Genomic DNA, 13,262 nt, shown 5'->3' with positions numbered 1-13,262 from the left:
ATCGCCCCTCGTCAGCGATCGAGATCGGGTGAACTTTAATTTTAGCGTATGTTTTGATTCCCCGGAGTCGCCGTCACTGGACTTAAATCTTTCCGAACTGAAAACCAGGTCAGTTGACAACGGATTACAACGGATCTCATGATTTCGATTCAGCTTTCCAAACTTTAATCGTTTTATCCCCACTGACACTGATTAAATGATTGCCATCGGGGGCGATCGCCAGATCGTTAATGCGATCGGAATGACCGCGTAAAGTTTGCACGCATAACCCCGTTTCCAGTTGCCAAACTTTCATGGTTTTATCCTCACTGCTACTGATGAGAAATTCACCGTCGGGGGTGACCGCTAGGGCGGTAATTCCCCCTAAATGTTCGTTGAGTTGGAACGTTTCCGCCCCTGTTTTGCGGTTCCAGACGCGGATAGTTCCGTCACTCGTCCCGCTTACGATCGTGTCGCCGTCGGGGGTCGTCGCGAGGCAACGAACCGCCTCTGAATAACCTTTTAAGGTTTTAATTTCTACCCCATCGTAGACTTGCCAAATTTTGACCGTGCGATCGCCACTGGCGCTGAGTAAAAGTTGTTCGTCCGGAGTCATGGTTATCGCATAAATCGCCTCGGTATGACCGCGCAAACTGCGAACTTCGCGACCGCTTTCGACATCCAAAATTTTGACGAGATGGCGACTATCTCCCGTGGCAATTTGACGACCATTATTGACAAAATGCAGGCTATCGATCGTTGCGGATTGACCGGAAATTAGCTGTAATGTTTCTCCGGTTGCGACCGTCCAAATATAGAGATTTTCGCCGATCGCCCCAGCGAGGCGATCGCCGTCGGGACTGAAGGCGAGGGCGTTAACCGTGGCAAACCATTCGTCACCATTAAAAACGCGAACTTCTTCCCCGGTTTCGACCGTCCACAGTCGGATCGTATTATCGCGATCGCCCGTGGCGAAGCGTTCGCCATCGGGAGAAATAGCCACCGCTTGCACCGCATCCACATGGGCTTTTAAAGTTTTAATACACTTCCAATGACTCCCCCCACTGTCTCCGACGCGATCGGATCCTTTACCCGGGATCGGAATAGCTTCCGGGGTTTTAATTTTAGAAAAAAGATTGCCGACAAAGCCTTCGACTTCACCGACAATTTCACCGAATGAAGATTCAAAGCCGCCGAGGAATTGACCGGAAGACGGGCGATCGCCTGAATTGCGTTTTCCTGTTCTGTCTTCGTTTAATTCATCGTCAAATTCATCGCCAAATTCATCGCCAAATTCATCGCCAAATTCATCGCCGAATTCGTCGTCGAATTCTTCCTCATCCTTGCGGTTGGTCGGGGCCGACTTCGCAGGATTTGCAAAGGTTTCTTTCCGATATTGATTGAGAACGGGGGGCGGTTGATGGGGATTGGCGGCGGGGGGTGGCGTCGGTTCCGGTTCGCTGGGGGGAGGTGGCGGCGGTGGCGCCGATGTGGTTAATTCCGGTAAAGGGGTGGCAGGCGGCGGCGGTTCCGGTTCGCTGGCGGGGGGTGGGGTCGGTTCGTTTTGCCAAGCGTCGTCCCAGTCGTCCCACTCGTCGCGAGTGACCGATACATTGGAGAGATCGGCTAAATTTAAGCGGGGAGTCGGCGGGGAACTCGGTTGATTTTGGGCGAGGAATTCGAGACGTTCCAAGCGGTCTTGGACGTTGGCGAGACGTTGGAGAACGTCGGAGATGGCGCCTTGGTTATCTTCTTGGTGGGCGTCGAGGCGATCGCTATACTGAGTGCGTTCGCGTTCGATTTGTTCCGTGCGAGATTCGAGGAGATCGAGGCGTTGGTAAGTGGCTTCGAGGCTGGGAGAACTGGGGATAGATTTAATCAGATCGTGTAATTGGGCGCTTTCGGCGGTCTCGTCGGAGAGGTTGAGAAGTTCCGAGAGTTGTTCGAGTTGCAATTTGGTGGTTTCGGCGAGTTCTTGCAAGGTCGTTTCCAAACGATCGAGGCGTTTTTCGACGCTGTCGATTTGTTCTAAGCCTTGCAGGGACTCGATTTCAGCCTTAAGCGGCCCGATCGCCGCTTGTTGAGTGTCGATCGCCGCTTGCAGGGTTGAGATCGCGCGATCGTGGTGTTCGCGAGTCTGTTTCCAGTCGTCGGCGATCGCGTCGAGTTGTTCCAAACGGCGATAAATCGCGTCTAAATTCGGCAACGGCGGTAACGATTCCATGAATTGGTGAACGCGATCGATCGCCTCTTGGGTTTGTTCGAGAATCGTTTGCTTGAACCGATCGAATTCGGCTTGAGTTTCTGCATCGATCGCCGGACGATTTTCTAAGTTCTCCAGGCGATCGCCCCAGGAAGAAAGGGCATTTTCTAAAGTTGTTTCGAGATGTTGTTCGAGGTCTTGAGTAATTTCTGTTTTTAAACGGTCAAATCGTTCGTTCGTTTCCCGTTCGAGATCGGCGACAAATTCATCTAAAGCGTCGAAATTTTCTTGCAGGGGATTGAGGCGATCGTAAATCGGGGCGATCGCCGCTTCCAGTTCGCCGCGTAGGTCTTGTTTTAAATCTTTAATCTCGGTTTTTCGTTCGGAAACGAGTTGTTGTGCTTCCCATTCCACCCCTTGCATTCGACGTTCGATCGCCTCTAGATTGGTGGCTTCCGGTAGAGATTGAATCGATTCGTGTAAATGGGCGATCGCCGTTTCTGTTTCCAAGCGATCGCCGCGATCGATCCGTTGTCGGTTCGCCAAATTCAAGCCGACCGCAAGGGTTAACGGCGTCACTGCATACACAAATTGTCCGGTTCCCGTGGCGGCGATCGTCCCGAGGATCGATCCGGCGATCGCGATCGTTTCGCTAATATCAAGCCAATGTCGTTTAGTCATAGAAGTTTAGATTTTAGAGTTTAGATTCTAGAGTTTAGATGTCGGATCGGTTAGATTAAATCATCAGTCAATTTTAAACGATCGTCGAGGCTGGCCTCTTGGAAGAAGGCGGGGCGATCGGGGCCGTCTCTTTTTAATTTTACGACCGATTTAAAAAAGCGATAACTGGGGCATTTGGGAAACCTCAACCCCACCGCCATAACTTCGCCGTCCCGTCGTGACTGCCACTGGCTAAAGTCGTCCCGTCGGGAGAGAACGCCAAGGCGACCACACTTTGAGAATGTGCTGTTAACGTGGCGAATTCTGTCCCCGTTTCGAGATTCCATAGTTTAATTGTGCTGTCATGACTGGCGGTTGCACAAGTTTGACCGTCGGGAGAACAGGCGATCGCCCCTACGGGCAGGACGTGACCCGTTAAAATATGAGTTAAGGCGGGCATCACGAGAGGATCGTCCCCCCACTGCCAAATTTTGACCGTCCGGTCCCAACTGCTGCTGACGAGATGGCGTCCGTCACCGGAAACCGCCACTGCATAGACTTCCCCTCGATGGCCGTAGAGGAGATGTTGTAACTCACATTTATCGATTTGCCAGAGGGCGATTTCGCCGTTCGCACTTGAGCTAACCAGGTAGTGCGAACGCTCCGGGGTAGCCGTCGCCCACTGCGGGTTAAAGGCAACTGAAGTGACGCGATCGCCGTGTTCCGCGAAGGTTTGGCGAAGGCGACCCGTTTGGAGATCCCACAACTTGAGAGTGCGATCGCGGCTGCCACTGGCCAGGGTCTGCTTGTCCGGACAGAAGGCAACGGATCCCACCAAACTCGTGTGACCGGATAAAGTGCGGACGAGAAGGGGGGCGATTCCCCGGCGCAGATCTTGGGGACTCAACTGCCACAACTGCCACAAGTCGATGCGTCCGTCTGCCTTAGCGCAGGCCAACAAGCGACCGTCCGGCGCGATCGCGATCGCCAACGGCCCGGACGGTTGAGTGCGGATTTCCTGCAACCCTTCCCCGGTGGCGAGATCCCAAAATTTGACCGTCCCGTCACCCCCTGCCGTGGCGATCGCCTGGGCTTGAGGAATGAGGGCGATCGCACAAATACCACTCACGCTCGGATGGGCGATCGTCGTCACACATTGCCACTTCGGCGCCGGATCTGGTGGGGCGGGCGGCAGGGTCGGATCGCTTTGGACGGCGGGAATGGGCGCAGATCCTTCGACGGACTGAGGGCGGACCGTTGGCGTCGCTGCCGGGGCGGGGGGCGACGCGAGGGGTTGAGAGACGTAGACCGATTGAGACCGTCGTCTTCGCACCGGAGGGGCGATCGGCGATCGGGGATCGACCGCCTTGAGAACGTCGCGCGCCGATTGATAGCGTCCTCGCAAGTGAGAACACAATAACTTGTCTAAAATCTCGCTCAATTCATCGCTGACGGGTTCGAGTAGATAATCGCGCCACCTCCATTTCCCCTCAAATGGATCGAACAAATCGAACGGCGAGAGATCCGAGAGCAAATGAATGCAACTGACCCCCAAACTGTACAAGTCGCTGGCAAACGTCGGATGACCCCGCAACTGTTCCGGCGCCGTATATTCCGCCGATCCGATTAACGTCCCCGTTTTCGCCAACGCCGTCGCCGTCGCCTGTTTCGCCGCCCCAAAATCGACCAAAACCAACTGTTGCGTATCCTGACGGCGAATAATATTGTCCGGTTTGAGATCGCGATGGATGAGATCGTGCTGGTGGAGGTAGTGGAGGACGGGAAGCAATTCTTCTAAAATTTGGCGAATTTGGCTTTCGTCAAACGTCCCGGTGGCGCTCAATTCTTGTTCTAAGGTTTGACCGGGGACGAACTCCTGAACGACGTAATCGCGATCGCTCCCCTGGAAAGCATCTAAAAACTGCGGAATTTGCGGATGTTCGCCAATCGCTCGCAGGCGATCGACTTCCTGGGAAAATAAGTGGGTCTGAGTTTCGGGGTCTTCACCTCGCCAGCGAAGTTGTTTGAGAATGCACTGGGGTTTGCCCGTGTTGGACTCGTCGAGGGCAATGAAGGTTTTACTAAATCCCCCGGCCCCAATTTGCCGTAAAGGACGATACCGGGCGATCGGATCTCCCAATAACAGCCGCGTCCCGCAATACTGACAAAATTGATGACGATCCGGGTTTTCAGGATGCGGACATTTGGGATTGAGACATAGTGACATTTTTAGAGTTTATTTTTGGAGTTTAGAGTTTAGATTCGGGGCGGGGAGAGTTTAGATTTTAAAGTTTAGAGTTTAGATTCGGAGGGGTCGGGAACTTGTGCCTCCTCCCGACTCCCTATTCCTTCCTCCCTTCTTCCCCGCCTCCTCTTGTACGATAAGTTGATAAAGGAAATAGCCGACACCCGAGCAAAGCTTCCTTTCATCGAGGGGGACTCGTGTTTGAATTGGAAAGAGGCCATCTCGCGATCGCGCGCGTCCGGCGCAGTGCGGTAGCTCCATCGGGATCGAGTCGAAATCCAACCAAAATTTTGCCCAGAGTGGACTGAAAGAGACTATTACATGAGCATTGCTACTTCCGTACTGGACCAGTTGCTCGAACACTGGCCCGGACTCCGGTCTCAAGTTTATTTCAAAACTTCTTTAACCGCGCTGTCTCATGCGATGGAAGATCAAGTCTTGGCTGGGGAAACGACTCCCCTGGTGATTGCTTGCTTCCAGAGAGAGCGGTTTTACCGTCAAGAAGCCCACCGCTACAAGCGAATTGCCGCTAAAAGCGATCGGGTTTTTATTTTGGCGGCGCCGGAAACGGATTTTAAAAATAGTTCTGAAGTTCACGAAACCGTCGCCTTCGACCCGGATGATGCCCTGGCGCAAGAGTGGCATTTGATCGTTTTGAGTTCGGCTTATGCGACCTGTTTGGTCTGTCGGGAGAAAGAAGGGTCGCCCCTGCGAGTTCCGGAGGCGCCCGGGATGGACCAAGCCCGTCGCTTTGAGGGGATTTGGACGTTTGACCGTCAGGTGACCGGGGACGTGGCGCGCTTGCTGCTCGATCGCATCCGCATTTACCGACCGGAGTTAGAGGCCAAAATCGAGTCTACGTTGGACTTGTACGGGTTGAGGGGGTCGTCGGGCGATCGCGAGGTCGAAAGCAGCTTTCAAAATGTCGATCCCGGTCCGTTTGCCCAACGTTTGGTCACTTACCTGCAAGCGGGACAGCACAAGTTGTTAAAAACCTATCGATCGATCGCGGCCCAAGAACGCCGGGAACGGCTGGTCAACTCGATCGTGATGGCGATCCGCCAATCGCTCAATCCGGCAGAAATTTTCCAAGTGGCCGTCCGCGAACTCGGTCAAGCCTTGGGTTCTTGTCGCTGTTTAATTTATCGGTGCAAGTCAACGGACGCCACGGCGGCGATCGCCCACGAATTTTTAGGCAGTTCGGTCGCCTCCCTCGCGGGTCAAACCTGGCCGTTACAAGACAATCCCTTATTCGACGACGTGGCGATCGCCGCAGAGCGCATTTACGTCGAAAACACCGCCACCGACCCCCGCATCGAAAACTCGCCGACCTTACAAGCTCTCATCGAACAGTGGGAAATCGCCGCTTGGTTGATGGTTCCGGTTCTTTACCAAAATCAACTCGTGGGAATGGTCGAGTTGCACCAATGCGGCGACTGTCCCGGACAGTGGGAAGACGAGGATTTAGCCCTCGTGGAAGCCGTCGCTACCCAAGTCGGCGTCGCCTTGATTCAAGCGGAAGCCTACGCCAATCTCGAAGACCTCAACGAGCAACTCGAAGCCCTCGACTTGACCCGCAGCAATTTAATCGCGATTACCGGACATGAATTGCGAACGCCCCTGTCTACGATTCAAGTTTGCCTCGAAAGTCTCGCCAGCGATCCGGATATGCCCGCCGAACTGCGCCAGGTGATGCTGAGTACGGCCCTCGACGATGCGGACCGGATGCGAAAACTGGTGCAGGATTTTCTGACCCTGTCGCGGTTGGAAAGCGGACGGGTGGAGTGGAATCCGGAAGTGTTGCCCGTGGCTGAATGTATCGAATTGGCCTTGAGTAGCGTCCGGGCGCGATCGTCCCAAGAGCATCCCTTACCGACGATTGCGGTCGAGATCCCCGAAGACTTGCCGTTAGTACGGGCGGACGGCGAATGGTTGGTGGAGGTGCTGTCAAAACTGCTCGATAATGCCTGGAAATTTACCCCCCCGGAAGGGACGGTTTCCATCGGCGCCGAACCGTTCGACGAGAGTTTTTTAAAAGTGACGATCGCCGATAGCGGACGGGGGATCCCGGGCGATCGCCTCGAAGCCGTTTTCGACCGCTTTTATCAGGAAGAAGGCGCCCTGCGACGCTCCACCGGAGGCACCGGATTGGGATTGGCCATCTGTCGGCAAATTGTCAATGCTTGGGGCGGCCAAATTTGGGCCGAGTCCGAAGGGAAAGATTGCGGCAGTCAATTTTACTTTACAATCCCGACGGTAGAAAGTGGCAGCCGCAGCCCCGGCAGCGATCTCGCCTCCGATCGCGAAATTGGCTCGAAAAGTTCCGGGAAAGGAAAGAAACGAGAAAAATCTCAGAAAAATCCGCGCTCCCGTCGGACGACCTTACGTTAACAGGCAAAGAAGGGCTAAAAACCCTCGGCGACTCCTACAGACAAGGCGATCGCCGAGTCCGGACTCGCCAAATTTCTCTAAGAACTGTAACAGTTCCTTACAAAGTCGTTAGATTTAACGGGGGTGAGTGATAGGATTCCCTAAAAATCGCCTCAGATAAGAGAGAGAGTCATTCATGGCAGAAACTCTGACAGGAAAACCACCAAAGTTTGGCGGTAGCACAGGTGGGCTGCTGACCAAAGCTAATGTTGAAGAAAAATACGCCATCACCTGGACCAGCTCTAAAGAGCAGGTCTTTGAAATGCCCACAGGTGGGGCGGCCATTATGAATGAAGGTGAAAATCTCCTTTATTTAGCTCGCAAAGAGCAATGTCTCGCTTTGGGAACTCAATTGCGGACCAAATTTAAGCCCAAAATTGAGGATTTCAAGATTTACCGGGTTTACCCCAACGGTGAAACCGAGTATCTCCATCCCAAAGATGGCGTCTTCCCCGAGAAAGTCAATGAAGGTCGTCCCTTCATGGGCAAAGTGGATCGCAACATTGGCAGCAATCCCGAACCCGCCAAACTCAAGTTTAGTGGCAAGAAAACTTACGACGCTTAAGTCTTAGGGCTTAACCCTTGAGACTGCCGCCCTCGTGGCGGTTTCTGTCGTAACTGCGCCATTAAATCCGATCGCAGGAGGGTAGCACAATTGTGTTACCCTCCTTATTATTCGCGCCCTCAAAGGGCAACGAACCCCGGCGACAGGCGATCGCTGCTTATCGGTTTGGGCTACAAAAACAACCGATAACTTGACAAAAACCAAAACATGTGATATGGGAAATCGTCCCTACTGACTCCTGAGATCCCCGTTAAAACTATGATTTTTCCGAGTTTTTCCAAGTTTTCAGAACTGGCGAAAGAGGGCAATTTTGTTCCGGTTTACCAGGAATGGGTCGCGGACTTAGAGACTCCCGTATCGGCGTGGTATAAGGTTTGCTCCGGTCAGCCGTATAGTTTTTTATTGGAATCGGTCGAAGGCGGCGAGAAATTAGGACGCTACAGTTTTCTCGGCTGCGATCCGTTGTGGGTACTCGAAGCGCGCGGCGATCGCACCACCCAGAAACATCGGGACGGGGCGATCGAAACCTTTGACGGCGATCCGTTTGCGGTCCTCTCGCGCTGTCTCGAAACGATCGATCCGGTTCAATTACCCGAACTGCCTCCCGGCGTCGGCGGTTTATTCGGCTTTTGGGGATATGAATTAATTCGCTGGATCGAGCCTCGGGTGCCCGTTTACCCCCCCGCCGAGGGCGACTTACCCGATGGATTGTGGATGCAGGCGGATACCTTACTGATTTTCGATCAAGTCAAGCGCAAGATTTGGGCGATCGCCTATGCAGATTTGCGCGACCCGGAAACCAACCGAGAAACCGCTTACCAGCAAGCGTGCGATCGCGTCCGCCGTTTCGTCGATAAATTACAAATGCCCCTCTCCGGTAAAGATACAGTACTGGAGTGGCATCCACCCACCAGCCCCACCGACGCCGAGGACGCCTTAGCTTGGACGAGCAACACTTCCAAAGCGAAATTCTGCGAAAACGTCCTCAAGGCCAAACAATATATTACCGACGGCGATATCTTCCAAGTCGTCCTGTCTCAACGACTGGCGGCTCACTACGACGGCGATCCCTTTGCGCTCTACCGATCCCTGCGTCTGATCAATCCTTCGCCGTACATGGCCTATTTTAATTTCCAAGATTGGCAGATTATCGGGTCGAGTCCGGAAGTCATGGTGAAAGCCGAACGCTCTCCCACGGGCGATCGCCTCGGGATCGTCCGCCCGATCGCCGGAACCCGCCGCCGGGGCGCCACCCCCAGCGAAGACGAAGCCCTCGCCACCGAACTGCTCGACGACCCCAAAGAAGTCGCCGAACACGTCATGCTCGTCGATCTCGGACGCAACGATTTGGGCCGAGTTTGCCGCAAGGGAACCGTCAGCGTAGACGAATTGATGGTGGTCGAGCGCTATTCCCACGTCATGCACATCGTCAGTAACGTGCGCGGTTGTCTCGACCCGGAGAAAACCGCCTGGGACTTACTCAAAGCCTGTTTTCCCGCCGGAACCGTAAGCGGGGCGCCCAAAATTCGAGCGATGGAAATTATTCACGAATTAGAAGGCACTCGTCGCGGTCCGTATTCCGGCGTCTACGGATTTTACGACTTCGAGGGACAACTCAACAGCGCGATCGCCATTCGCACGATGGTCGTCCGACCGGATCCCAACCGAGGACACCGCGTTTCCGTGCAAGCAGGCGCCGGATTAGTCGCCGATTCCGACCCGGAAAAAGAATATGAGGAAACCTTGAATAAAGCGCGAGGATTGTTGGAAGCGATTCGCTGTTTGAGTTGAGAGCAGGGAAAGCGTCTGCGGTGCGGGCCTGTTGCCCGCTTCTTCCCGATTCCTTCCTCCTGAGTCCTTAGTCCCCGGAAAGCGCAACCACTTTCTGACCCGGTTTCATGATCGTGGCTTCGTAGGGGACGACTCCGGCTTCTTCGCTACCGATCGAACGGGCGGCGCCCAAGGCTAAATCCAGGCTTCGCGGGGGGATGTAGGGGCCGCGATCGTTAATGCGGACGATCACTTCCGATCCGGTTTGCAGGTTTTTGACTTTTAAATAGGTATCGAACGGTAAGGTTTTGTGGGCGGCGGTCAGTTCGTTTTGATCGAAAATTTCCCCGGTGGCGGTCAGTCGTCCGTGGAAATAAGGGCCGTACCAAGAGGCGGTTCCACGCAGTTTTTGAGACGTTTCGACCAAGCCGTACATCTGCGCTTGGGCTTGAGAGATAGAGAGCCGAGGGGCGCCCAGGGCGAGGCGGAGATTGTCGATCCACTCGATCGCCACTAGATCGCGATGGCGTTTGAAATGGCTCGCCAAATCGGGATCGATCGCGAATAAATAGAGATCGCCAATCCGGGCGGCGGGTAAACCCCGCACGAGGGTCGGTTCGAGTTTAGCCGCATCTTCGGGGACGTCGATCAGCTCTTCGATGCGTTGGGCAAACATTTCGGCGCGCAGGCGATCGGGGAATTTAGCAATTAAATAGCCGTTGACCCACACCTGAAAGGGGGTTTTGACCGAGGAGGGGCGCGACGGTCGGGCACCGGGTTTGCGAACTTCCGGGATCCAAGATACGGTTTGTAAGGCATTGGGGCGATCGCCCCAAATGACCACCATGTCCTCGATTTCGACTTCATCCGCACTGACGACGATCGCCTCGACGGGACGGCGGGGAGACCAGACGGGTTCGATCCAGCCGCGATGGGGGTCGATCAGCCGCTCGAACACGTGCTGTACTAACGGCGATCGACTCATCGGTTCGATCGTCGTTCGCGATCGGCTCGGTTTCCCTTCGTACCAGGGATTGGCGCGATCGCGACCCGCCCGCGAGTCCGCCGTCGAAAAGCTACATATGCCGCGATCGGAACTGGGGTTGGCTTGAGGTTTGGCGCTCGTTTGGCGAACCCCAAGCCCCTGGGAATTGCCTTGAAATAAGGAACGCGATCGCTGTTGGGCCAACAATTTGACGCGATCGCCCGTTCGGCGAATCAATTGGCGTCTCTTTCGTTTTTTCAATTGCAAGCGATTATGTCGTTCTCTGCGTCTGTCTACCGGACGAGCGATCGCGGAAAAAACATCACCCTTTAGGGGGTTGCCCAGTGGATTCGGAGAAGTCAATAATTCTCCACTAGAAGAAAATACACAACTCAAACAAGAGGCAATTCCGAGGGATACCAAAAATGACATAACCTTTTTTTCTTGATAAGAAATGATTCGCGTTTGCGGTTAATTCGTAATAGAGTATATCGATGTTTATCGAAGATCAAGAGGGAGTTGGGATCGACGAGCCAGCCTCTCGTGTCCCTTTTGAGTCGGCGATCCCTTGATAGCACTCGATTTCACTGAATGAGAAGAGGCTCGAATGATGTCCCTAAATTTTTACATTGTCGATGTTTTTGCAGAAGAAAAATATAGCGGCAATCAACTGGCGGTCTTGACCGTTGCCAACTCTCTCACCGACGAAGAAATGCAGCGCATCGCCCGAGAGGTCAATTATTCAGAAACCACGTTTATTCTCTGCGATCGCCCTAACAATGGCGGCTACGATGTCCGGATTTTTACCCCGAAAAAAGAATTACCGTTCGCCGGACATCCGACTTTGGGAACGGCTTTCATTCTTCAGCAAGAAATGATTCGCAACCCCGTGGAGACGGTGAATTTGAATTTAAAAGTCGGCCAAATTCCCGTCCAATTTTCTTATCGAGAAGGGAAACCGGACGTCTTGTGGATGCGACAAAATGCGCCCACGTTTCACCGTCAGTTATCGATTGAGGCGATCGCCCCCGCCTTGGGATTGGCGATCGAAGATTTTGATCCCCGCTTTCCCGTTCAAGAAGTCTCCACCGGGATTCCCTTTTGGATCGCCCCGCTCGCCAGCCTCGACGCCCTCAAACGCGCTAAAATCGATCTCGACCGCTATAGCGACGTCGTCGCCAGCAGCGACGCTCGCGAAATTTTGCTGTTCGCGCCGGAAGCCTACCAAAAGGACAGCGATTTAAGCGCGCGGATGTTCGCCCCCTTGTTGGGTGTTCCCGAAGATCCGGCAACGGGCAGCGCTAACGGCTGTCTGGCGGCGTATTTAGTCCAAAATCAGTATTTTGGGACAGAGGCGATCGACGTGCGCGTGGATCAAGGCTACGAAATCGATCGCCCCTCCCTGCTGCTGTTGAACGCCCGTAAAACATCGGAGGCGATCTCGGTACATGTCGGCGGTCGGGTCGTGGCGATCGCCCGAGGAACGTGGGGATAAGTGAGTACGAGTAACTTAAGTGAGCTTAAAACCCGGTTACGATCGCACCTTGTCGAAGTCGCCCGCGATCGCGACCCCTACCTAGCCACGGGGGGTCATTTTTACGTGCGCCAATATCTGCGCGATCGTCTCCAACAGTGGGGAAGCGTCGAAACTCACCGGTTTCGCGTGCGCGGACAACCCCACGAAAATCTCATTCTCAATCTTCCCGCCCGTCCTGACGCCCCTCACTCGCTCCCACCCCTTTTAATTGGCGCTCATTACGATGCCGTGCCCGGTTCTCCCGGCGCCGACGATAACGCCACTGGACTCGCCGTTTTACTCGAACTCGCCCGGTTTTTCGCCGCCACACCGATTCGATTTCCCCTCCGTTTCGTCGCCTTTGATTTAGAAGAATCCGGACTGTTAGGCAGTCGTGCTTATGCGGAATACTTGTGGAAAAAACGCGAACCTCTACGCTTGGCGATCGCCCTAGAAATGCTCGGTTATTGCGATGAAACCCCCGGTTCCCAATCGTACCCTGCATTTTTAAACTATTTCTATCCCGATCGCGGCAACTTCATCGCCTTAATTGCTAATTTGCCTGCAATTGGCGACGCGATCGCCCTTTCCCGTCAGATCCGAAAAACCGATTTACCCTGCGAGTGGTTGAGCGTCCCCGGGCGCGGTTTTCTCGTTCCCGATACCCGCCGCAGCGACCACGCCCCCTTTTGGGACCGGGGATATCGCGCTGTGATGGTGACCGACACCGCCAATTTGAGAAATCCCCACTACCATCAACCCAGCGACACGATCGCCAACCTTAATTTCGACTTTTTAGCGCAAGTTTGTCACGGATTAACGTGCAGCTTGCAGAACTTATAAAAGAGTGGCGCCAAACGATCCGATCGAACGATCGCGATCGCCCCACCCTAAAATATAAAGATTTTT

The 13,262-nt window shown here is 54.1% G+C and carries 8 protein-coding genes; 5 read left to right on the top strand and 3 right to left on the bottom strand.

Going from position 1 to position 13,262, the window contains the following annotated elements; genetic code table 11:
* Positions 1 to 136 precede the first annotated feature (136 nt).
* Both HCG48_RS24565 and HCG48_RS24555 read right to left on the bottom strand, forming a co-directional pair.
* On the bottom strand, positions 137 to 2,863 hold the full coding sequence (locus HCG48_RS24565) for a WD40 repeat domain-containing protein (protein WP_168571529.1): 2,727 nt from the start codon (positions 2,861 to 2,863) through the stop codon (positions 137 to 139).
* Positions 2,864 to 3,047: 184 nt separating this feature from the next.
* The gene (locus HCG48_RS24555) at positions 3,048 to 5,069 is read right to left on the bottom strand and encodes a serine/threonine-protein kinase (RefSeq protein ID WP_168571528.1); all 2,022 of its coding nucleotides are present in this window, start codon (positions 5,067 to 5,069) and stop codon (positions 3,048 to 3,050) included.
* Between the two features lie 339 nt (positions 5,070 to 5,408).
* Between HCG48_RS24555 and HCG48_RS24550 the strand changes: the two genes are divergently transcribed.
* The 3 genes from HCG48_RS24550 (at position 5,409) to trpE (ending at position 9,873) form a co-directional block, all read left to right on the top strand.
* Complete coding sequence (locus HCG48_RS24550) at positions 5,409 to 7,478, top strand: DICT sensory domain-containing protein (protein WP_168571527.1); 2,070 nt, start codon at positions 5,409 to 5,411, stop codon at positions 7,476 to 7,478.
* A 175-nt stretch (positions 7,479 to 7,653) separates the two neighbouring features.
* Positions 7,654 to 8,082, top strand: coding sequence for a photosystem I reaction center subunit II PsaD (locus HCG48_RS24545; RefSeq protein ID WP_168571526.1), 429 nt, complete (start codon positions 7,654 to 7,656; stop codon positions 8,080 to 8,082).
* 258 nt (positions 8,083 to 8,340) lie between these two features.
* Positions 8,341 to 9,873 (top strand): anthranilate synthase component I, encoded by a 1,533-nt coding sequence (gene trpE, locus HCG48_RS24540; RefSeq protein WP_168571525.1) that lies wholly within the window; start codon positions 8,341 to 8,343, stop codon positions 9,871 to 9,873.
* Positions 9,874 to 9,940: 67 nt separating this feature from the next.
* Here the strand turns inward: trpE and HCG48_RS24535 are convergent, their stop codons facing one another.
* On the bottom strand, positions 9,941 to 11,269 hold the full coding sequence (locus tag HCG48_RS24535; protein WP_168571524.1) for a septal ring lytic transglycosylase RlpA family protein: 1,329 nt from the start codon (positions 11,267 to 11,269) through the stop codon (positions 9,941 to 9,943).
* Positions 11,270 to 11,444: 175 nt separating this feature from the next.
* Here HCG48_RS24535 and HCG48_RS24530 point away from each other — a divergent pair, with 175 nt between their 5' ends.
* On the top strand, positions 11,445 to 12,332 hold the full coding sequence (locus tag HCG48_RS24530; RefSeq protein ID WP_168571523.1) for a PhzF family protein: 888 nt from the start codon (positions 11,445 to 11,447) through the stop codon (positions 12,330 to 12,332).
* Positions 12,333 to 13,196: a M28 family peptidase gene (locus tag HCG48_RS24525; protein ID WP_168571522.1), complete on the top strand. Its 864-nt coding sequence runs from the start codon at positions 12,333 to 12,335 to the stop codon at positions 13,194 to 13,196.
* The last annotated feature ends 66 nt before the right edge of the window (positions 13,197 to 13,262 follow it).

It is taken from the genome of Oxynema aestuarii AP17 (assembly GCF_012295525.1).
Lineage (GTDB): Bacteria > Cyanobacteriota > Cyanobacteriia > Cyanobacteriales > Laspinemataceae > Oxynema > Oxynema aestuarii.
Note: the sequence above shows the minus strand (reverse complement) of the source record. Positions and strands in the feature narration are given on the sequence as shown.